At 69.9% G+C, this 20,726-nt stretch carries 22 protein-coding genes; 7 read left to right on the forward strand and 15 right to left on the reverse strand.

All coding sequences use genetic code 11. From position 1 onward, the window contains the following. Positions 1–634: 634 nt before the first annotated feature. Positions 635–1,933, reverse strand: coding sequence for a flagellin (locus ASF20_RS16720; protein ID WP_162242634.1), 1,299 nt, complete (start codon positions 1,931–1,933; stop codon positions 635–637). Between the two features lie 353 nt (positions 1,934–2,286). Between ASF20_RS16720 and chrA the strand changes: the two genes are divergently transcribed. Beyond that, entirely contained in the window at positions 2,287–3,546 is a 1,260-nt protein-coding gene (chrA, locus tag ASF20_RS16725; protein WP_056275956.1) for a chromate efflux transporter, read from the forward strand. 3 nt (positions 3,547–3,549) lie between these two features. Here chrA and soxA read toward each other — a convergent pair whose 3' ends face one another. From soxA to ASF20_RS16770, 9 genes are all read right to left on the reverse strand, one after another. Next, positions 3,550–4,302: a sulfur oxidation c-type cytochrome SoxA gene (gene soxA, locus ASF20_RS16730; protein ID WP_056276618.1), complete on the reverse strand. Its 753-nt coding sequence runs from the start codon at positions 4,300–4,302 to the stop codon at positions 3,550–3,552. Between the two features lie 17 nt (positions 4,303–4,319). Next, the gene (gene soxZ, locus ASF20_RS16735; protein WP_056275959.1) at positions 4,320–4,640 is read right to left on the reverse strand and encodes a thiosulfate oxidation carrier complex protein SoxZ; all 321 of its coding nucleotides are present in this window, start codon (positions 4,638–4,640) and stop codon (positions 4,320–4,322) included. Between the two features lie 6 nt (positions 4,641–4,646). Then, the gene (locus tag ASF20_RS16740) at positions 4,647–5,111 is read right to left on the reverse strand and encodes a SoxY-related AACIE arm protein (protein WP_056275964.1); all 465 of its coding nucleotides are present in this window, start codon (positions 5,109–5,111) and stop codon (positions 4,647–4,649) included. An 8-nt stretch (positions 5,112–5,119) separates the two neighbouring features. After that, positions 5,120–5,521: a sulfur oxidation c-type cytochrome SoxX gene (gene soxX / locus ASF20_RS16745; RefSeq protein ID WP_244476480.1), complete on the reverse strand. Its 402-nt coding sequence runs from the start codon at positions 5,519–5,521 to the stop codon at positions 5,120–5,122. Between the two features lie 89 nt (positions 5,522–5,610). Then, positions 5,611–6,861 (reverse strand): NAD(P)/FAD-dependent oxidoreductase, encoded by a 1,251-nt coding sequence (locus ASF20_RS16750; RefSeq protein ID WP_056275966.1) that lies wholly within the window; start codon positions 6,859–6,861, stop codon positions 5,611–5,613. Continuing rightward, positions 6,858–7,169 carry a c-type cytochrome gene (locus ASF20_RS16755; protein ID WP_056275969.1) on the reverse strand — a complete coding sequence of 104 codons (312 nt, stop codon included), beginning with the start codon at positions 7,167–7,169 and terminating at the stop codon, positions 6,858–6,860. Before ASF20_RS16755 ends, ASF20_RS16750 begins: the two co-directional genes overlap by 4 nt. After that, positions 7,169–9,355 carry a molybdopterin cofactor-binding domain-containing protein gene (locus tag ASF20_RS16760; protein ID WP_056275972.1) on the reverse strand — a complete coding sequence of 729 codons (2,187 nt, stop codon included), beginning with the start codon at positions 9,353–9,355 and terminating at the stop codon, positions 7,169–7,171. The genes ASF20_RS16755 and ASF20_RS16760 overlap by 1 nt, the downstream gene beginning before the upstream one ends. Before the next feature lie 10 nt (positions 9,356–9,365). Then, positions 9,366–9,827, reverse strand: coding sequence for a (2Fe-2S)-binding protein (locus ASF20_RS16765; protein ID WP_056216155.1), 462 nt, complete (start codon positions 9,825–9,827; stop codon positions 9,366–9,368). Positions 9,828–10,453: 626 nt separating this feature from the next. Beyond that, positions 10,454–10,618, reverse strand: a complete 165-nt coding sequence (locus tag ASF20_RS16770; RefSeq protein WP_156648113.1) for a hypothetical protein — start codon at positions 10,616–10,618, stop codon at positions 10,454–10,456. Between the two features lie 458 nt (positions 10,619–11,076). Here ASF20_RS16770 and ASF20_RS16775 point away from each other — a divergent pair, with 458 nt between their 5' ends. Together ASF20_RS16775 and ASF20_RS16780 are read left to right on the forward strand one after the other, a co-directional pair. Next, the gene (locus ASF20_RS16775) at positions 11,077–11,820 is read left to right on the forward strand and encodes a Crp/Fnr family transcriptional regulator (RefSeq protein ID WP_056216157.1); all 744 of its coding nucleotides are present in this window, start codon (positions 11,077–11,079) and stop codon (positions 11,818–11,820) included. A 62-nt stretch (positions 11,821–11,882) separates the two neighbouring features. Beyond that, positions 11,883–12,095 carry a hypothetical protein gene (locus ASF20_RS16780; RefSeq protein ID WP_244480175.1) on the forward strand — a complete coding sequence of 71 codons (213 nt, stop codon included), beginning with the start codon at positions 11,883–11,885 and terminating at the stop codon, positions 12,093–12,095. 62 nt (positions 12,096–12,157) lie between these two features. Here ASF20_RS16780 and ASF20_RS16785 read toward each other — a convergent pair whose 3' ends face one another. The 4 genes from ASF20_RS16785 to ASF20_RS16800 are packed head-to-tail and all read right to left on the reverse strand — an operon-like array spanning position 12,158 to position 14,874. Next, positions 12,158–13,003, reverse strand: a complete 846-nt coding sequence (locus ASF20_RS16785; protein WP_056275982.1) for a VOC family protein — start codon at positions 13,001–13,003, stop codon at positions 12,158–12,160. Continuing rightward, complete coding sequence (locus ASF20_RS16790) at positions 13,000–13,920, reverse strand: SMP-30/gluconolactonase/LRE family protein (RefSeq protein ID WP_056275987.1); 921 nt, start codon at positions 13,918–13,920, stop codon at positions 13,000–13,002. The genes ASF20_RS16785 and ASF20_RS16790 overlap by 4 nt, the downstream gene beginning before the upstream one ends. A gap of 4 nt (positions 13,921–13,924) precedes the next feature. Beyond that, complete coding sequence (locus tag ASF20_RS16795) at positions 13,925–14,383, reverse strand: hypothetical protein (RefSeq protein WP_056216166.1); 459 nt, start codon at positions 14,381–14,383, stop codon at positions 13,925–13,927. After that, a complete protein-coding gene (locus ASF20_RS16800) occupies positions 14,380–14,874 on the reverse strand; it encodes a DoxX family membrane protein (RefSeq protein WP_056275989.1) in 495 nt (164 codons plus the stop codon). The genes ASF20_RS16795 and ASF20_RS16800 overlap by 4 nt, the downstream gene beginning before the upstream one ends. Positions 14,875–15,091: 217 nt before the next feature. Here ASF20_RS16800 and ASF20_RS16805 point away from each other — a divergent pair, with 217 nt between their 5' ends. Continuing rightward, positions 15,092–16,666 (forward strand): GMC family oxidoreductase, encoded by a 1,575-nt coding sequence (locus ASF20_RS16805; RefSeq protein WP_244476460.1) that lies wholly within the window; start codon positions 15,092–15,094, stop codon positions 16,664–16,666. Next, the gene (locus tag ASF20_RS16810; protein ID WP_056275996.1) at positions 16,663–17,643 is read left to right on the forward strand and encodes an alpha/beta hydrolase; all 981 of its coding nucleotides are present in this window, start codon (positions 16,663–16,665) and stop codon (positions 17,641–17,643) included. Before ASF20_RS16805 ends, ASF20_RS16810 begins: the two co-directional genes overlap by 4 nt. Before the next feature lie 306 nt (positions 17,644–17,949). On the opposite strand, the gene ASF20_RS23560 is transcribed toward ASF20_RS16810, so the two are convergent. Beyond that, a complete protein-coding gene (locus tag ASF20_RS23560; RefSeq protein ID WP_082501406.1) occupies positions 17,950–18,441 on the reverse strand; it encodes a lipocalin-like domain-containing protein in 492 nt (163 codons plus the stop codon). 290 nt (positions 18,442–18,731) lie between these two features. On the opposite strand from ASF20_RS23560, the gene ASF20_RS16815 reads away from it, so the two are divergent. After that, positions 18,732–19,784: a tyrosine recombinase XerC gene (locus ASF20_RS16815; RefSeq protein ID WP_056276000.1), complete on the forward strand. Its 1,053-nt coding sequence runs from the start codon at positions 18,732–18,734 to the stop codon at positions 19,782–19,784. 22 nt (positions 19,785–19,806) lie between these two features. Further along, on the forward strand, positions 19,807–20,726 hold a 920-nt coding region (locus tag ASF20_RS16820), incomplete at its 3' end, for a leucine-rich repeat domain-containing protein (protein ID WP_244476462.1).

The raw sequence follows: 20,726 nt of genomic DNA on the forward strand, positions 1-20,726 counted from the left end.
ACCACGCATTCGACAGAATAATTCCCGAGCGAGCCCGCACTCAGCGGCCCAGATACCTGATAAAAATCTACAGTTACCTGTATTCTACGCTGAGACGAAACAGAGTTATTTGAACATAGATGAGACTGAAACTTGTCAGACCGGATGGATCAGAGAAATCTCCGTTGTAGAATCCGCTTCCGATGGGCCGGAAGGGATGCGGCGGACGAGGCTGGAGCAGGCGGGGACGGGGCTTCCGGCGATGTCCGCTCGTTCGCGGCAGGGCCGTCCGTCAGGGGCCCGGCCGGGTCCGGTTTTGCCGGGCGCCCGGTCGATGAACGTCCGGTCCGCTTGCGCCTCCGGCCGGTAACGAGTGCCGCAAACCCGCCTGCAAACCCGATCGTCGTGAAGATCGCCCATGAGACGAGACACACGAGCCCGATCCGCACACCGTCCCACGAGGGGGCGGACTGCGTCATCATCACGATGGCACCCGTCAGCGCTGCCCCTGCGGCAAGCCATCTGGACAGTTCGGAAGCGAGAGCCATGGCCGGCCGGATCATGCTGGGAGAGGGGCCGCGGTCGCACCGGCGTGCGCGAACCCCGGGCGCAACTCGGCGCGGTCAATCGAACCGCGCCGAGTTGCCGGGTCCGCTTAGCGCAGGAGCTGCAGGATGCTCTGGTTCGCCTGATTGGCGAGGGACAGCGCCGAGACGCCGAGCGACTGCTGAAGCTGCAGGGCCTGCGAGTTGGCAACCTCCTCGTTCATGTCCGCCGCCGTCAGGTTGGAGGCGCCGGTCGCGAGAATGTTGGTCATGCTTTTGGTGAAGTCCTGGCGGGTCTGGATGATCGACATGTTCGAGGAGAGCACGTTCGATTGGGTCTTCAGGGTGTTGAGCGCACCGGTCAGCGCGTCCGCCGCTTTCGTGAGGTCCGCGTTGTTCTGGATGCCGAAGTTCGACCCACCGGCGGACGTAGCTATATCCTGCATCAGACCGATCCCTAGGTTTGCTGAGTTGGTCACCGTGCCTTGCACGACGAGCTTTGACTGGTCCGGCCCGGTCAACTCGTTGAAGACGACCGAGGTCTTGTCGCCGTTGAGCAGATTGATGCCACTGAAGCCGGAATCCTTGGCTGCGGAGTCGATCTGGGTGCGCAAAGTGTTGAACTGCTCGACCAGAGCCGAACGGGCCGCCGAGGTGAGGCCGCCGACGACGGCATTCGACTTCGCACCGAAGATCCGCGTCGTCGCCGTCGTGTTGGCGGTGAAGCCGGTCGCCGGCGGCGTCGCGGCGGCACCGAGATTGATGGTGAGAGGATCGGATCCCTCGCCGACCACCTGCATCAAACCCTGGTTGTCCACCGACGCGGTGGCGAGGCCCGACTTGTTGATCTGGCTGACGAGGTCGGCGACCGTGTCGGACGCCGTGATCGTGTAGCTGTAGCTCGCGTTGCCAGCCGAAATCTGCAGGGTGTTGACGGTCGTCGCCAGCCCGACGTTTCCGTTGGCACCGGCTTTGGCCGGGGCGACCGGAGCGATCAGGGTCATGCCGAGGGAGTAGTCACGGACGCTCATGCCCGCGGCAGTGGCCAAGTTCGGAGCACCGAGGACGGCGGTCCCGGAAATCTTGGGCAGGTTCTGCGCGGCGCTGCTCTGGGCCTGCTGCACCACCGCCTGCATCGACTTCACGTAGGTGCTGATCGTGTCGAGGCCATTCGACGCCTGCTTGATGGTCTGGATGCCGTTGGACATGCCTGCGAGCAGGCTCGTCAGGGAGCCGGCGCGATCCGTGAGCGCCTGCGCGGTGAAATACTTGACCGGATCATCCAGGGCGCTGTTGACGCTCTTTCGAGTCGTCAGGCGCTCCTGATTGGTAGACATCAGCGACGCGGTGTTCTGCAGAGAGAGCACATTGTCACGCGCAGCCTGAGTTAGACCAACAGAATAGTCCATGAGATGCAATCCAGGTTTGGAGCCATCGATGCCGTCTAGGCACATCAATCTCGACCAGGATTGGTTTATGGATTTGTAAGTACAGACCTCTGAGTCGATTGATTAGGTGACGATCCGTACTTTACTTAGGACGATGCGTACTATAGCCAGACTTGATTGCTCTGCGCCTCGTTTGGGCGTTTCCCGCGAGGCGCGCCTGCGGTCCGCCGGTGCGCCGCGCCCCGGGGACGGGCCGGCCGGCGGGAATCGCCGCGACTTGGGCCGCGCCGGATGGTATCCGCCCGCCGAACCGGTCCATGGTCGATCGAGAGCGGGATGGGTGCTGGAGACGTGTCGACGATGAGGATCACCGCGTGAACGGGCAGGCACAGCCTCCATTCCTCAAGACGCGTCCGGGTCCCGGCCGGGCCGCCGAGGTGTTCGGCGTGTTCCTCAAGCTCGGCCTGACGTCCTTCGGCGGTCCGATCGCGCATCTCGGCTACTTCCGGGACGAGCTGGTGCAGCGCCGGCGCTGGATCGACGAGGCGGGCTATGCCGACCTCGTCGCCCTGTGCCAGTTCCTGCCGGGGCCAGCCTCCAGTCAGGTCGGCTTCTCCCTCGGGCTGCTGCGGGCCGGCGGCCTCCTCGGCGGGCTCGCCGCCTGGGCGGCCTTCACGCTGCCCTCCGCGCTGGTGCTCCTCGCCTTCGCCCTCGGGGCCGGCGCCCTGACGGGCCCCTGGGCGGAGGCCGTGCTGCACGGCCTCAAGCTCGTGGCCGTGGCGGTGGTGGCCCAGGCGGTCTGGGGCATGGCCCGCACGCTCACCCCCGACCGGCCCCGCGCCGGGATCGCCGTCGCGGCGCTGATGGGGGTCGTCTTCCTGCCCGGCCCCGTCGGACAGGTGCTGGTGATCGCCCTCGGGGCCGCGGCCGGGCTGATCCTGTGCCGGGGTGCGCCCGCCGCCACCGTCGGCCGCCTCGCGGTGCCGGTCTCGCGCCGGGCGGGCGCGGTGGCGCTGATCCTGTTCGCGGGGCTGCTCGTGGGGCCGACCCTCGTGGGGCCGGCCCTGCTCGCCCCGAGCGGCGCCGCGGGTCCGGCGGGCCAGGGGCTCGCCCTGTTCGACGCCTTCTACCGCGCGGGCGCCCTGGTGTTCGGCGGCGGCCACGTGGTGCTGCCGCTGCTGCAGGCGGAGGTGGTCGGCCCCGGCTGGATCGATCCGGCCCGGTTCCTCGCCGGCTACGGCGCCGCCCAGGCGGTGCCGGGGCCGCTCTTCACCGTGGCGGCCTATCTCGGCGCGGCGGTCGGCCCGGTGCCGCACGGCCTGCCCGGGGCGGTCATCGCCCTGGTGGCGATCTTCCTGCCGGGCCTGCTCCTGGTCTACGGCGCCCTGCCCTACTGGGACGGCCTGCGCGCCCGTCCCCGCGCCCAGGCGGCGATGCGCGGCACCAACGCCGCCGTGGTCGGCATCCTGGGAGCCGCCCTCTACGATCCCGTCTGGGTCAGCGCCGTGGGCGACGCCCGCGACTTCGCCCTCGCGGTCCTGGCCTTCGTGCTGCTCACCGCAGGGCGGGCGCCCCCCTGGATCGTCGTCCTGCTCACCGCGGCCGGCGGGCTCGTGCTGGCCCGACTCCGCTGACCCCTACGGGCGCACCGCCGGGGTCTCCATCGGCAGGGGCGCGGCCCGGTCCATGAGGTAGCGCTCCAGGGCGACGAACTCCTCCCCGCCGTAGTCGAAGGGCTCGGCCCGCATTCCCGTCATGCAGTTGCGCAGGCGCCGCTGCACGGACCCGACCCCCTGCCATTCCAGGCGGTAGAGCGGATAGCCGGTGGGGTGGCCCTGCGGGATCAGGGCCGCGCCGAGGCGGCGTCCGGGGTTGTCGTCGTGGCAGGCGGCGCAGGACAGGCCGAGCTGGCCCATGCGCTGCGTGAACAGCGCCTTGCCGGCCGCCCGGGCGGGACCGAGGCGGGGATCGTCCGGGGCCGTGATCGGCAGGCCCGCGGACTGGGCGGCGACGTAGGCGGCGAGCCCGAGGAGCTCACGGCTCTCGTACGGATAGGGCTCCGCGCCCTGGTGGCGCCGCCGGCAGGCATTGATCCGGCCCTCGAGGTCGAGGGGGGCCGCGGTCTCGGCGTCCCAGGCCGGGTAGCGGGCGGCGACGCCGCGCATCGTGGTCCCGGCCTCGCCGTGGCAGCCGGCGCAGGCGGGCCGGCCCGGGGCCGGCGGCTTGCCCCAGAGGTCGGCGCCGTCCGCGAGCCAGAGCAGGGCCGGGTTGGCCATGCCGTCGCGCTGCATCGCCTGGATGTCGGGGCTCATGGTGTCGAAGCCCGAGCGCCGCGCGGCGGCGGGACTCCCGTCCGCCCGCCCCGGCCCCGCCGACAGGACCGCGACCATCAGGAGCGCGAACCGCCTCACGTCACCGTCAGGGTCGCGGTCTCGGTCTGCGAGAAACCGTTGTCGCCGCGCCAGGTGAAGGTGAGCGTGCCCGTCTGCGTCGCCCGCAGGCTGAAGGTCAGGTAGGGGTTGGCTGCGGTGGCCGGAAACAGCTCGGCCCGGAACACCGTCTCGCCGTCGTAGAGGCAGGCGAACTCCGTGATGATGTCCCGCGGGCGGATGCGCCCGTCGGCCCCCGGCCGGAAGCCGGTCTCCATCGGGTGCGAGATCAGGGTCTTGATCGTGACGACCTCGCCGACCTGGGCGGATTTCGGCACGTTGATCAGGGTGCGGGCCATGGCGGCTCAGCCCTCCAGGCAGGCGGCGAGGGTGACGATGGCGTCGGCCGTGGTCGACCAGTAGCGCCCGTCGCTGGTCTCCGCGATGGCGGTGATGCGTTGCGTGTCGGCGAGGCGGATTCGGGTCGTGATCGCAGCGCGACCTCCACGCGACCCTAGGTATACGGTGATGACGTTCGGCTGCGGATTCCTGTCGTTGAACACCGCGATGCGGCGGACATGGTCCTCCGGCGTCATGGGGCTGTCCACCGCCACGGTGATCGTCACCGCGTTGCCGTTCTCGACCAGCGGCGGCAGGTCGAGGCGGACGCGCCCCGGGAGGATCTCGGCCTCGCCCGCGAAGCGCCGGATGGCCTCGGCCGTGCTCTCGGTGCGGATCGCGGCCCCGGCCGCCACCGGGTGCAGGGCGACGGTCGCGGCGAGGCCGGGTCCAAGGGCGAGGAGGCCGCGTCGGCTCGGGTGGTGGGACATGTGTGGGCTCACGGCGCCGGCCTCTCCGAAGGGGTTTCGCGTAGCGTCGCAAGGAAGGCGACGATGTCCTCGATCTCCTGGGGTGCCAGCACCGGCCGGCCGCGCCAGGCTGCGCCGACCCGCATGGTGCCCGCGAGGCTGTAATAGGAGGGCATGATGGTGTCCGGGTTCAAGACCCGGCCGTCCACGAGGCGCAGGCGCAGGGCTCCGGGCGCGAGCCGGTCGCCGACGCCCACGAGGTCGGGGCCGAGATTGCCGGGAAACGGCTCCTCGGGGAACGGCCCGGCGTGGCAGAGCAGGCAGAGCCCCTTGGTGCGGTCGGTCACGAGGGCCCGGCCCCGCGCGGGATCCCCCGGCACGCCGGTCAGGCTGGCGGGTATGGCACGGTCGACGACGGTGACGGGCCGCAGGGGCTCCGCGCCCGGTTCGGCTCCCGCCGCGGCCTCGGCCCGCGCGGCCAGGATCGTGCAGCCGATCCAGACCCATCCGGGCACGCGCCTCACCCGAAGACCTGCCGGGTGATGGTGCGGTACCAGTCGGCGGCGTGGAGGGCCTCCTGCTCGCGCAGGGCCATCGACGCGTCGACCGGGCTGATGCCGCCGGCCCCCTCCACGTCGGCGAGGACGCCGCCCGCCGGGTGGTAGACGCCCGCGATCGAGATGCCGTAGCCGGGCGCCACCAAGCTGTAGCAGGTGTTGATCAGCTTCGGCGTCTCGGGTGCGCGGCCAGCCAGGAGGTCGATCACCGCGTCGGCGCAGACCTTGGCCTGGGCGTTGGCCGAGAAAGCGGATTTCGGCATCGCCCCGGCGATGGCCGCGTCGCCGATGACGTGGATGCCGGGCACCAGCCGGGATTCGAAGGTGACGGGATCGATCGGGCACCAGCCGCTGCGGTCGGCGACGCCAGCGACGGCGGCGATCCGCCCTGCCCGCTGGGGCGGGATGATGCAGGCCACGTCGGCCTTGTAGTCCGAGAAGTCGGTGCGGACGATCATGGCGTCCGGGTCGACGGCAGTGACCTGTCCGCCCTCCGCCAGGGGGACGTATTCCAGTTGCGTCGGGTAGAGGGCCTTCCAGCCCGACTGGAACAGGCGCTGCTTCGAGAAGGTGTCCTTGGCGTCGAGGAGGATCAGCTTCGCGCGGGGCTTGGTGGTCTTGAGCACATGGGCGATCAGGCTCGCGCGCTCGTAGGGGCCGGGCGGGCAGCGATAGGGATTGCCCGGCACCGCCAGCACCACGGTGCCGCCCTCGGGCATCGCGGCGAGCTGCCGGGCGAGGAGCAGCGTCTGCTCGCCCGCCTTCCAGGCATGGGGCATGCGCTCGGCCGCCGCCGCGTCGTAGCCGGGAATGGCGTCGAAGCGCAGGTCGATCCCCGGCGAGAGCACGAGTCGGTCATAAGTGCGTGCGGTGCCGTCTGCGAGCGTCACCCGGCGTGCATCCGCGTCGATGCCGGTGGCAGCGGCGTGCACGATGCGGATGCCGGCACGGGCAAGGCCCTCGTAGCCGAACCGCTGCGCCGCCATCGGTTGGAGCCCGGCGATGACTTCGTTGCTGAACGGGCAGGAGACGTAGGTCGAATTCACCTCGACCAGGGTCACGTCGAGGCCGCCGCCGTGGAGCGCGCGTGCGGCGGTGGCGCCGCCGAAGCCGCCGCCGATCACCACGACCTTCGGCGCGGCCTGAGCCAGAGCCGGCCGCCCCAAAGCGAAGGCTGCCCCGGTGGCGAGGAACGCCCGGCGCGTCCGGCTCATGGCCGCTCCTGGCTCGTCTCGGGGGCGGCCGGACGCTGCCGCGACAGGTAGGCGGCGATCGCTCGGGACTCCTCCTCCGAGAAACCCCTGGCGATGCGGCTCATCACGCTCGCGGGTCGCACGCCCGAACGGTACTGGGCGAGCGCCGCCGCGATTTCGGCCTCCGGGCGACCGTCGATCGCCCCCATCGCGGCCCCCTCGGCGTGACACCCGGCGCAGGAGGAAGCCCCCGGCGGCGGGCGCTCCCTCGCCAGGACCATCCCGACGGACCCGGCGAGCAGCCAGGCCGCGAGCACAGCCGGGCGCATCACGCCCGGCGCAGGTCCGTGTTCTTCACCGGCATCTGGCGCACTCGCTTGCCGGTGGCCGCATAGATCGCGTTCAGCACAGCGGGGGCCGCCACCGCGATGGTGGGCTCGCCGACCCCACCCCAGAAGCCGCCCGACGGCATCACGATCGTCTCGACCACGGGCATCTCCTGAAGCCGCATCACGGGGTAGGTGTCGAAGTTCGTCTGCTCGATGCGGCCGTCCTTGACGGTGCATTCCTGGTAGAGCGCCGCGGACAGGCCGTACACGAAGGAACCCGCGATCTGGGCGTCGATCTGCTGTGGGTTGAGGGCATGGCCCGGATCGGTGGCCGCGACGATGCGGTGAACCTTGACCGTCCCATCCTCGCCGACGGAGACCTCGGCCACCGCTGCCACGTACGAGCCGAAGCCCATCATCTGGGCGAGACCCCGGTGGACGCCTGCGGGGGGCTTCGTGCCCCAGCCGGCCTTGTCCGCCACCGCCTGCAGCACCGCCCGGTGCTTGGGGTGCTGCTCCATCAGCTTCAGCCGGAAGGCCAGGGGATCCTGTCCCTCCGCATGGGCGAGCTCGTCCATGAAGCATTCGAGGTAGATCGCATTCGGGTTCATGTTCACGCCGCGCCAGAAGCCCGGCGGGACGTGCGGGTTGCGCATGGCGTGGTCGACCAAAATGTTCGGGATCGCGTAGCCAATCGCGGCCTCCGCGCCGCCGGCATTGAGCCCCTGGAACACCACCGGATCCTTGCCGTCCACCATCCGGTTCGGCGCCACCGAGACCAGGATCGATTGCCCCGAGATGCGCATGTGCAGCCCGGTGACGTTGCCGGCGTCGTCCAGCCCGGCGCGCATCCGGCATTGGGTGATCGGGTGGTAGCGCCCGTGGGTCATGTCCTCCTCGCGGGTCCAGATCAGCTTGATCGGGGTCCCGGGCATCTCCTTCGCGATGAGGACGGCTTGGCGCAGCCAGTCGTGGGTGGCGCCGCGCCGGCCGAAGCCGCCGCCGAGCAGGAGCTTGTAGACGTCGCACTGTTTCGCCGAGAGGCCGGCGGCCTCGGCCACGGCGGCGAGCGCCGCCTCGCCGTTCTGGGTCGGTGCCCAGGCCTCGCAGCGCTCCGGGGTCCAGCGCACCGTGGCGTTCATCGGCTCCATGGTGGCGTGGTTCTGGAAGGGGACGCCGTAGGTCGCCTCCACGACCCGGGCCGCGCCCTTCAGGGCGGTCGCGACGTCGCCGCCCTTGTTGCCCACATAGGCGTCCTCGGCGTCCAGGCCGTCGCGCAGGGTCGCCGCGATGGTCTCGCTCGAAACCTGGCCGTTCGGGCCTTCGTCCCAGACGATCGGCAGGGCCTCCACGGCGGTCTTGGCACGCCAGAAGGTGTCGGCGATGACCGCCACGCCGGTATCGCCCACCGCGACGACCTTCCTGACCCCGGGCATACCCTCGACAGCCTTGGCGTCGAAGCTCTTCACGGTGCCGCCGAAGACGGGGCAGTCGCGGATTGCCGCGTTCAGCAGGCCAGGCATGGTGAGATCGATGCCGTAGATCTGGCTGCCGTCGGTCTTCTCGACGGTATCGAGGCGCTTCACCGGCTTGCCGGCGATGGTCCAGTCCTTCGGATCCTTGAGGACGATGTCCTTCGGCGGCGTGACCTTGGCTGCCGCCATCGCCACCGCACCGAAGGTGGTGGTGCGGCCGGAGCCCCCATGGCTGATCACGCCCTTCTCGACCCGGCACTCCGAAGGAGCGACGCCCCAACCCTGGGCGGCGGCCTCGACCAGCATGATGCGGGCGGCGGCTCCCCCCTTGCGAACATAGTCCTGGGACTCGCGGATGCCGCGGCTGCCGCCCGTGCCGAAATCGCCCCAGACCCGGCCGCGGGCGACGTTCTGGCCCGGCGTGGGATACTCGGTGACCACCTTGCTCCAGTCGCAGCCGAGCTCCTCGGCGACGAGCTGGGCGAGGCCCGTGAGGGTGCCCTGGCCCATCTCGGATCGGGCGATGCGGATCACCACGGTCTCGTCCGGCTTGATCACCACCCAGGCATTGACCTCGGGCGCGAGCGCCGGCGGAGCCTCCTGCGCGGCAGCCTCGGGGAAGGGCACGTGAAATCCGAGACTGAGGCCGCCGGCGGCAACGGCGCCGGCCACGAAAGCGCGTCGGGAAGGCTTGTTCGCGAGGGCATTCATGGCTGTCTCCTCAACCGGCCTGGCCGCCATCGGCGGCGAGCTTGATGCCGGCCAGGACGCGGTTGTAGGTGCCGCAGCGGCAGATGTTGGTGATCTCGGAGCGGATCTGCGCCTCGCTCGGGTGCGGGTTCTGCGCCAGCAGCGCCGCCGACGCCATGATCATTCCAGACTGGCAGAAGCCGCATTGCGGCACGTCGAGTTCGGCCCAGGCCTTCTGCACCGGGTGCGAGCGATCCTTCGACAGGCCCTCGATCGTCACGATCTTCTGGTCAGGGGTGACGCTGGAGACCGGCATCGAACAGGAGCGCACCGCCGTGCCGTCGATATGCACCGTGCAGGCGCCGCACTGTGCGATGCCGCAGCCGTACTTGGTGCCAGTGAGGCCGGCCTGCTCGCGGATGACCCAGAGGAGCGGCGTGTCGGGTTCGGCCTCGACCTCGCGGATGGCGCCGTTCAAATTCAAACGGATCATGCGTTTCCTGCCGTGTTGCCCAGTCGTGAGTCGTGCTCCGCCGGATGTCCGCGGCGGCGGCCCCGTCTTTGGAATGGTTGTACGGTGCCGTGGTCGACCAAGTCCACAGGCATTTCTCGTCGCGAACCGTAGGCAGGTCGGCCCCTGCCATGGGATCTTCCAAATCCGCCCCGCGACCGATTATCTTCATACATTTCTGTTATTCAAATTTATCTTTGAATATTCATGAGATCTTGCCTCAACTCGGACCGCCTCCCAACCATTCGCATGGGATTTCGTCTAAAATAACGACTGAGTTTTGGCGAGAGGAGGGTCCTCCATGAGGCCCGGACTTCGATGCGCTTGAATCCGGTAGCCGTGATGCCGACGTACTGAAGATGTGGCCGCACGCGCCTGCGTCGGCTCCGACTTTCTAAAAGGCACCCCGCGGGCATCACGTGGTGCGACGTAATCGTGGGTGATCGCGTTCCATCAGAATGCAGATTTCCCCCCCCGATCGAAGTGCCTCCTTCCCAAGGTCCGCGCTCCGATAGGGGCTGGGCGGCTCGAGTCTCAACAGCTGCAACCGCCCAGCCCCGCCTTTCAGACCCGCGTCAGGCCGCGCGCATCCGACGGGACACACCGGCTCAGATTCCGGCGCCGCGCTCCGGGTCCGGTCCCTGCGGAATGAGCCGGTGATATTCACCCTCGGGCGGTCCGTTGCTGCTGGCGACGAGCGCCTGCACACTGAGGGTCGTGCCGAGGCGCTGGGATCCCAGGGTCTGGACCAGGAATGTGTGGGTGACGGGCATCTCATCCCCGCCCACCCGGTCATGCGACATGAGAATCCGCGAGCCAGACGGATTCGCAGGGGCCGGGTCGCATGCCCCCAGGGGGTGTGGCCGATCTGAACCTGAACGAAGCGGCGCGGGTCTCTCACGCCCCCGCCACGTTCTTCGGTAAGATCGGGGATCGCTTCCACCAGCGAAGGGCCCATTCACATCCGCGTGATACTTTCAGCCTGATCGGCACAGTCAGGCCTGTCACTGATATTTGTTGATGCGCCGGCGTTCGCCTTGTTAAAGCAGGCCCATTCGCCCCCCCTGGCGAGAGGGCGAGGTCGGTACCCGCGGGCAGACCCGGCCAACGCGGGCACCTCCCCACCTGTCTTCATGTTAGTAGGTGAGGATTGCGCGGTCCGGCCGGTCTACGGAGTTCCGATGCGTCACTCCTGCCCACGCCAAACCTGCCCGAGAAAGGCACTTGCGCAATGAGCCTTGCCGCCGGCACCGATCTCAGCCTGCTCGTTCGAAAATTGGAGACGATCATCACCGTCTCGGACCTCGAGCGTCGGGCGATCGAACGCCTGCCGGTCACGCGCCGGCAATTGAGCGCCCATCAGGACATCGTGCGCGACGGCGACCATCCCAAGCAATGCTGCCTCCTGCTCGAAGGGTGGGCCTTCCGCTACAAGCTCCTCGACGAGGGCAAGCGGCAGATCCTGTCGGTCCACATCCCCGGGGACATCCCCGACCTGCAGAGCCTGCACCTGCCGGTGATGGATCATAGCCTCAGCACCCTGACGGCCTGCACCCTGGCCTTCATCCCGCACGAGGCGATGCTCGACCTCACCCGCAACCATCCCGGCATCACGGCCGCCCTCTGGCGGGATACCCTCGTGGACGCGGCGATCTTCCGGGAGTGGATGACCAATATCGGACGCCGCTCGACGCTCGGCCGGATCACGCACCTGTTCTGCGAGATCTACCTGAAGTTGCACGGCATGGGACTGGCGCGGGACTTCGCCTGCGAGATGCCCCTCACCCAGGGTGACATCGCCGATGCGATCGGCGTCTCGAACGTCCACGTCAACCGCGTCCTACAGGATCTGCGCGGCCAGGGACTGCTGACCCTTCAGGGGCAGCGCCTCGTCATCCACGACTGGGACGCACTGACGAACCGCGCGGAATTCGACCCAGCCTACCTGCATCAGAAGCGGCCACCCGGCCCATGACGCTGAGCCTCCAGTCCGTCCGGATCCGGACAGGGAGCAGCGACGAGGAAGGCCGGCTGGTCATGGACGAGGGGCTCCTCGTCGCGATCCTGATCCAACTCTCGGCCGACCATGGCGCGGAGGCCGGACACTGGTTCCTGGAGGTGGGTTTCGGCAACCTCGGTTCTCCGAGGCCGGCGCCTTTCCGCGATCTGGCTGCAGCGCTGGCCTGGATCGCGACGCAGGCGGACACGCGGTCCGGCGAGGGCGTGCGCGACGGGGTCCGCAGGCCGTGAATTTCCGGTTCCGGGCGCATTCGGCGCTGCGCCCCACGGGCGGGCCGCTCCGGACGAGGATCTCAGGTCAGCCGAAGCCGATGGCCGTCCGGGTCTCGGAGGTGGCGGGGCGCGCCATCGGCGCCGGCGAAGACCAGGACGGTGGCGGCGATGTCGCGGTCGTCGCAGACGTGACCGCCGCGGGAAAATTCGCCTGCATAGTCAAGGAGTTCGACGTGCGGTGTCGGTGCCCCCGGCGGCCTCAGGCCCGTCACGGTGACGTGCGGGTCCGGCACGCCGTCGAGGCGGGCCTGCGCGGGACCGACATTGGTGGAGCGCGACGCCGCCCTGAAGCCGAGGCCCGCGTAGAAGGCGAGGCTGGCGGCGGTATCCGTCACCGAGATCGCCGAATGGTCGAGGCCGAGGCAGGGATCGGGGCCGCCGCCGCGCCAGGCCTCCGGTACCTGCCCGGGGGGAAACGCAAGGAATTCAAGGGGATGACCCTCGGGGTCGCGGAACTTGAAGGCGGTGACGCCGCCCGAGGCCGCCGGCAGGCGCTCCGGCCCGGCCGTGGAGATCGGGCGCCAGCCCGGCGTCGCCGACAGGCGTGAGACCGCGGCCGCCATGTCCGAGACCACGATGGCGATGTGCTGGAACAGGGGGCTCCAGCCCGGCACGACGTCGGGATAGGGCCGCCCCGGACGGTCGAACCCGACGAGGTCGACGGCCTGCGCGCCGAGCCGGAGGGACACGACGGTTTCGCCAAAAGTGGTTCGCCGGTCGACCAGAGGTCGTGTCGAGGTCACGCGGGTAAACCCGAGCGCCGCCGTGAAATACCGCGCCAGCGTTTCAGGATCGGCGCTGACGAGGCGAATCCGGTCCAGGCGCAGCGGTCCGGCCCCGCTATCCGGCTTCACGTCCCCCGTCATGGGGTCTGCACACCGCGCCGGTTGAGGAAGATCGCGTAGAGGGTGTGCGAGCCGCCGATGAACAGGCGGTTCTTCATCCGGCCGCCGAAGGTCAGGTTCGAGACCCGGTGGGGCACGAAGATCTTGCCCATCAGGTGGCCGGAGGGATCGATGCAGTGGACGCCGTCGGCGGCGCTGCTCCAGACGTTGCCGTCCTCGTCGACCCGCATCCCGTCGCAGTAGCCGGGGGCGACGGTGTGGAAGACCCCGCCCCCCGAGAGCGCGAAGTCGGAGCCGACGTCGAAGACACGGATGTACTGGCGCGGGTTCGGCCGGCTCTGGTCGCCGGTCTCGGCCACGTAGAGCCTCCGCTCGTCGGGGGAAAAGGCGAGCCCGTTCGGCCCGTCGAAATCGGTGGCCATGGCGCGCACGGCGCCCGAATCCGGGTCCAGGCGGTAGAGGGCCGGCGGCTGCTCGGAGGTCTGGCGCCCACCCTCGTAGTCGGTGGCGATGCCGTAGACCGGGTCGGTGAACCAGATCCCGCCGTCGGAGGCCACCACCACGTCGTTGGGGGCGTTGAGGCGGCGCCCGGCATGGTGGGTGGCGAGGGTGGTGACGGCGCCGTCGTATTCGGTGCGGGTGAGGCAGCGGTTCCGGTGCGAGCAGGCGATCAGCCGGCCCTGGCGGTCGCGGGTCTGGCCGTTGGCGAAGTGCGAGGGCGCCCGGTAGACCGAGAGCCCCTCCGCCTCGCTCCAGCGCAGGGTGCGGTCGCGGGGCAGGTCCTGGAACAGCAGGCAGTCGGCATCCCCGAACCAGACCGGCCCCTCGATCCAGCGGAAGCCGGTGGCGATCTCCTCCAGTTCGGCATTGCCCAGCAGGTATCCGGCAAAGCGCGGATCGACGACCTCGAACCCCGGATCTTCGCGCGTGGACGCCATGGGGCTACCGGAACCGGCACGGGGTGGCGACGGTGGGCGGCGCATCGAACTGCACCACCATCAGCACGGCGGGTTCAGGCCCGACCGTGCCGGAGAGGTGCCCCTGGCGCCCGTCCACCGCCTTCGTGTTCTGGTCCTCCCCGAAGGAGATCTCGCCGGGCCCCATCTCGACCCGGGTGCCGTCCATGGATTCGACGAACCAGCGCCCCGAGAGCGGGATGATCCATTGGGGCTTCGGGTTCTCGTGCCAGGCGCCGGTCCAGCCCACCGGCTGCACCGTGACCATCACGGTGGCGCCGTCATGGGTCTTGGTGCCCTGCCATTGCGGATCGGCCGGCGGCTGCATCGACTTCATGTCGAAATCGGTCAGGGCGCAGCGGGTCTGGTGGCTGACGCCCTCGGCGTCGGTCCAGAGGTGCCAGTAGGGCACGCGGGGTTTTTCGGGGGCGGTCTCGTCGCTCATGGGCTCGTCCTGACGGGGGTGGAAACGGGGGTGGTGCGGTAGGGCTGCGAGGAGGCCAGCGGGTCGGCCAGGAAGAGCCGCACCGTGTCGGCCCCGGTGCCGAAGGTGATGAGCAGAAACCCGCCGGCGAGGGCGATGTTCTTGAGGAAGTCCCAGAACAGGCCCCGGCCCTCGCTGTCGCCGCCGGCCCAGAAGTCGCCCGGGCGCCAGAACTGCTTCCACAGGAGGGCGGTGACGCCGCAATAGCCGGCGAGCACGAAGGCCGCGGCCCGGTCGGCGATGCCGGTGAGGATGCCGGCCGACATCACCACCTCGACGAACAGCCCCGCGAGGATGAGGGCGCGGGCGAGCCCGGTGCTGGCGACGCGCTCGCGGGCCTGGCCGACCGCGCCCCGAAAATTCAGGATCTTGTCCAGCGCACTGAAGGGCAGGAACAGCAGGACCAGGAGGAGCCGGACCGCGAAGGCGATACCGATGCTAATTGCGACCAAGATCCGGTCCTGACCTGAGAGGTGGGCGACCCGCCGGGATGGGATGGCTCGGCAGAACGTGATGCCATCGGCGGTTGAACGCGGCACCCGCGCGGGGGTTCAAACGTTCGGAGCATCGGATGCTGCACCGCGGCGCGCGATCGTGGCGCAAGCGAGGCTCCGGTGCCGGCATCCGCGAACCGACCCGCCCGCGGCGCAGGATTCCGAAGGACGCCCCATGGAAACCCCCATGAATCAGGACCATTACGACGTGGTGATCGTGGGCTCGGGGCCGGGCGGCGGCACCATGGCCTGGCGCCTCGCCCAGACCGGCAAGCGGGTGCTGCTCCTGGAGCGCGGCGGCTACCTGCCGCGGGAGCGCGAGAACTGGGACAGTCAGGCGGTCTTCGTGGATGCGCGCTACCAGGCGCCCGAGACCTGGTACGGCGCCGACGGGCGCACCTTCCACCCGGGCCTGCACTACTACGTGGGCGGCAACAGCAAGGTCTACGGCTCGGTGCTGCTGCGCCTGCGCGCCCGCGACTTCGACGTGGTGCGCCACCCCGACGGCGAGGCGCCGGAATGGCCGGTGAAGTACGACACCTTCGCGCCCTACTACCAGGCGGCGGAGGAGCTCTTCCACGTCCACGGCCTGCGCGGCGAGGACCCGACCGAGCCTCCGGCGGACAAGCCCTACGCCTACCCGCCGGTCTCCCACGAGCCGCGCATCCAGGAGCTGTTCGACGGCTTGAAGCGCGAGGGGCACCGGCCCTTCCACCTGCCGGTGGGCGTGCTCCTCGACGAGCGCGACGGGAAGGCCCTGCCGCACTCGGCCTGCATCCGCTGCGACGCCTTCGACGGCTATCCCTGCCTGACCAACGGCAAGGCCGATGCGCAGATCATCTGCGTCGACCCGGCCCTGGCCCGGCACCCGAACCTCACCCTGTGGACCGGCGCCTATGTCGAGCGCCTCCTCACCAGCCCGAGCGGGCGGGCGATCACCGGCGTCGAGCTCGTGCGCGACGGGCAGAGCCGGACGGTCTCGGGCGACATCGTGGTGGTGGCCTGCGGCGCCCTCTCCTCGGCCCTGCTGATGCTGCGCTCGGCCAACGAGGCGCACCCGCACGGCCTCGCCAACGGCTCCGGCCAGGTCGGGCGCAACTACATGCGCCACAACAACGCCACGGTGCTGGCGGTCTCGCGCACCCCGAACCCGACGAAGTTCCAGAAGACCCTTGGGCTCAACGACTTCTACTTCGGTTCGGACGACTGGGACTTTCCGCTGGGCCACATCCAGATGGTCGGCAAGTCCGACGGCACCCAGATCCACGGCGAGGGCCTGCCGGGCTTCCTGCAATGGTTTCCCGAAAAGCCCTTCGACTGGATCGCGAAGCATTCCCTCGACTTCTGGCTGACCTCGGAGGACCTGCCCCGGCCGGAGAACCGGATCTTCTACGAGGGCGGCCGGGTCCGCCTCGACCTCACCGAGAGCAACATGGAGGGGCATACCCGCCTGAAGCAGAAGCTGCGCGACCTCTGCGGCAAGCTCGACGTGCACCCGCACCTGTTCGACCGCTCGCTCTATCTCGGCAAGGACACGCCCATCGGCGGCACCGCGCACCAGGCCGGGACGCTGCGCTTCGGCACGGACCCGGCCACCTCCGTGCTCGACCTCGATTGCCGGGCCCACGGCATCGACAACCTCTACGTCACCGATGCGAGCTTCTTCCCCTCGATCGGGGCCGTGAACCCGACCCTGACCATCATCGCCAACGCCCTGCGGGTCGGCGACACCATCGCGGGGCGGCTGTGACCAGCCTGCCCGCGCGCCTCCTCGCCCTGGCGATCCGCCTCACCGGGCGGCGGCGCAGCTTCGCCCAGGCGGAGCGCGACCCCGAGGCGGCGGTGGCCCGGCGCCCGCGGCCGGCCCGGCCGACGCCCGCCCTGCGCCGGACCCTGGCGGTGACCTGGGAGACCCGCGACGGCTTCGAGGTCTACACCCTGGCGCCGCGCACGGGGGCACGGGCGCCGCGCGCAGGGGCACGGGCGCCGCGCACGGGGGCCGGGGCACCCGGCCAGGGAGCCCGCACGGGGCGGGTGATCTACCTGCACGGGGGCGCCTATACGAGCCCGATCACCCGCCTCCACTGGCGCTTCCTCGCGCGGCTGGTCTCGGCCACGGGCCTCACCGTCACGGTGCCGCTCTACCCGCTGACGCCGGAGCATGCCTGCGCGCAGGCGAGCGCCTTCGCGATGGCGGTCTACCGGGCCTGCGCCGAGGCCGATCCGGGCGCGCCGATCGCCCTGATGGGCGATTCGGCCGGAGGCGGCCTCGCTCTGTCCCTGGCGATGCAGGTGCGGGAGACCGGCGGCGCAGGCAACCTGCCCGGTCCCGCCGGCCTCGTCCTGATCTCGCCCTGGCTCGACGTCACCACCGCCGACCCGTCCCAGGCCCGGATCGAACCCCGGGACGTGATGCTGATGCGCCCGGGCGTGCGGACCCTCGGGCGCTGGTACGCAGGCGACTGGGACCTCACGGACGAGCGGGTCAGCCCCCTCTTCGGCACCCTGCGGGGCCTGCCGCCGATCGAACTCTTCTGCGGCACCCACGACATCCTGGTGGCCGATGCCCGCCGCCTCGCCGCCCTCGCCCGGGCGGAGGAGGCCCCCCTCGCCTATCACGAGGAGCCCGGCCTGATGCACGTCTACCCGCTGCTGGGCCTGCCGGAATCCCGCCGGGCCGAGGCGCGGATCTGGGATTTTTTGGGGGACCGGATGGGCCAGGGGTGAGGGGTTGGATGTGGGGCGAGTGACGGGCGCTTCTGTATGGCAATGAGACGTCGCGGCGGCCCGTTTCGGATCGAGGGCGGGTGTTAGGCCCGCCCCTCTGCGTCGGTGATGGGTGGGAAGCCGCCCTTGGCCTTTCTCGCCGAAGCGGACATTCCTCTCCACACTTAAACCTCACCCTGAGCGCTGATCCACTCTGTTGCTAAAACGGACGTAACAAGTGCTTTCGTACGGTTCGCTCGCAATGCTTCGAAAAACCAGATTTCGCTTGGCGTTATAGGACAATAATGAATCTGAAAACCTCAAGTTTCAAGGATACCGTTCCCAAACAAGCGTGATTACGCTCATCTTGCCGTCGACATTGAACTTAAAGGGCGGAGTGACCAGTATGAGTTTATTATCGCTGTACTCCACTTCTCTGACCTGTGACGTACCTGTCCAAACCTCATTCCACGACGTATCAATGGCATGTGTGACTTTCTTGCCGTCGAATTTAAAGGTGCCTGCGTAAGCAAAGAACGTCTTGTGGAGGCGGACCCGATCCTCATCCGTCATCTTATCGTTTGCCGCAGGTTTTTCGCGACCCTCGAAAGCGCAAATCACCATCATGCGCCCGTCTTTCCCATAGTTGATCCAGCCGGTTGGCCGAGGACCACCATAGGCGTCGATTACCTCATTGGTATCCACGATCTTCCGGGTAGCACTCGAAAGGCGCCACGTCCCGTGGATGTCCTGTGTATCCAATGCGAAGGCTCCGGAAGCGCTTACGAAGCACGCCACGGCTGTAGCAACTATTCTCATATGCTGCTCCTGTTGCTGTCAATTCGCAGCATGCGAACCACAGCACTATGGATGGATACTTTACTCACATCCACTCTATCGAATGACTGGGACCGAGAATTGTCATTCGAAACCAGTTTGGCAGAACTCCACCCGTGCCGGCCGTAGGCTTCTGTCTAATTAGCAACCTGGAAGCGGACGTTGTCGGCTTCTGCAAAGGGTCGGAAGCCGACCTCCCCGGCAGTCAGATCCCGCCACCCCGCGCCCCCTCGGCAACGGAGCGTCAACGCCTCTCGGGCTTCAGTGGCCGGATGGCATCCTCCGCACCCAGTCCCGCCCCGCTCCCCGCCGACGCCCTGGCGTTTCCCGGGGACGCGGCCCTGCGCGCCGAAGCCCGGGCGTGGCAGGACGAACTCGCGCGGGAGCGGCGCCTCTCGCCCAACACCGTCGAGGCCTATGCCCGGGACCTGCGCCAGTTCCTGGCCCATCGCGCCGGGCGGCACGGCCCGCCCGGCATCGCCCAGCTCGTCGCCCTGAAACCGCGCGACGTGCGCGCCTTCATGGCCGCGCGCCGGGCGGACGGGGTCGGCGGGCGCTCGCTGATGCGGGCGCTGGCGGGCCTGCGCTCCTTCGCCCGCCACCTCGAGCGCCAGGGCCACGGCACCGTGGCAGCCTTGGGCGCCGTGCGCTCGCCCAAGGTGGAGCGGCGCCTGCCGCGCCCGATCCCCATCGACGCCGCCCGGGCGATGACCGGGCCGGAGCTGCGGGCCGGCGAGACCCGCGAACCCTGGGTGCTGGCGCGCGACGCCGCCGTGCTGGCCCTGCTCTACGGCTCGGGCCTGCGCATCTCGGAGGCACTCGGGATCCGGGCGAAGGACGCGCCCGTGCCGGGCACCGATTCCGTCACCGTGCTCGGCAAGGGCGGCAAGACCCGGATGGTGCCGGTGCTGCCGGTGGTCGCGGCGGCGGTGGCCGACTACGTGGCGGCCTGTCCCTACGCCCTGGCGCCGGACGGCCCGCTCTTCGTCGGCGCCAAGGGCGGCCCGCTCTCGCCGCGGATCATCCAGTACGCCGTGGCGGCGATGCGGGGCGGGCTGGGCCTGCCCCCGAGCGCGACGCCGCACGCCCTGCGCCACTCCTTCGCCACCCACCTCCTGGCGCGCCAGGGCGAATTGCGGGCGATCCAGGAGCTGCTCGGCCACGCCTCCCTCGCCACGACGCAGCTCTACACCAAGGTCGACGCCGCCCGCCTGATGGAGGCCTTCGACGCCGCCCATCCCCGCGCCGGCGCCGCCCGGGCCGCGGCCCTGCGCGCGAAAAGCCGTGCGCCCGGTCCCCCACCCGCGCTAGGACCGGCGGCATGATCCGGCTCCCCGCGCCCCCGACATGACCCAGGACCCGTTGGCCGACCCGCTGGCCGCCCTGCTGGCCTCCCTGCGCCGGGGCGACTGCGCCGGGGCCCGGGCCCTGCGCTTTCCCCCCGGCCTCGCCGAATTCCCGCCCGAGGTCTTCGGCCTCGCCGACACCCTCGAGCTCCTCGACCTCAGCGGCAGCCACCTCGACGCGCTGCCGGCGGATCTCGGCCGCCTGCGGCACCTGCGCGTGCTGTTCTGCTCGGGCAGCCGCTTCACCCGCCTGCCGCCGGTCCTGGGGGATTGCCCGTCCCTGAGCCAGGTCGGCTTTCGCGGCACCGGGCTCGAGGAGGTGCCGGGCGAGGCCCTGCCCCCGGCCCTGCGCTGGCTCACCCTCACGGACAACCGGATCGCCGCCCTGCCGGACGCCCTCGGGCAGCGCCCGCACCTGCAGAAGCTCATGCTCTCGGGCAACGCCCTGACCCAGCTGCCCGAGAGCCTGGCGGGGGCGCCGAACCTGGAGCTGGTGCGGCTGGCCGCCAACCGCCTGGAGGCGCTGCCGCCCTGGCTGACCACCCTGCCGGCCCTGGCCTGGACCTCCTTCGCGGGCAATCCCGTCGATGACGCGCCCGGGCGCCGCGACGTGCCGGGCGTGCCCTGGCGCGATCTCGAACCGGGCGACCTCCTCGGCGAGGGCGCCTCGGGCCGCGTGCATCGGGCGCTCTGGCGCCGGGGCGGGGCCCCGGCCGAGGCGGTCGCCCTGAAGCTGTTCAAGGGTGCCATGACCAGCGACGGCCTGCCCGAGCGCGAGATGGCGGCCTGCCTCGCGGCCGGCGCGCACCCGCACCTCACCGGCGCCCTGGGGCGCCTCGTCGACCACCCGGCGGGCGCGGAGGGGCTGCTGATGCCGCTGCTGCCGGCGGACTGGCGGGTGCTCGCCGGGCCGCCGAGCCT

The organism is Methylobacterium sp. Leaf88, assembly GCF_001422795.1.
Lineage (GTDB): Bacteria > Pseudomonadota > Alphaproteobacteria > Rhizobiales > Beijerinckiaceae > Methylobacterium.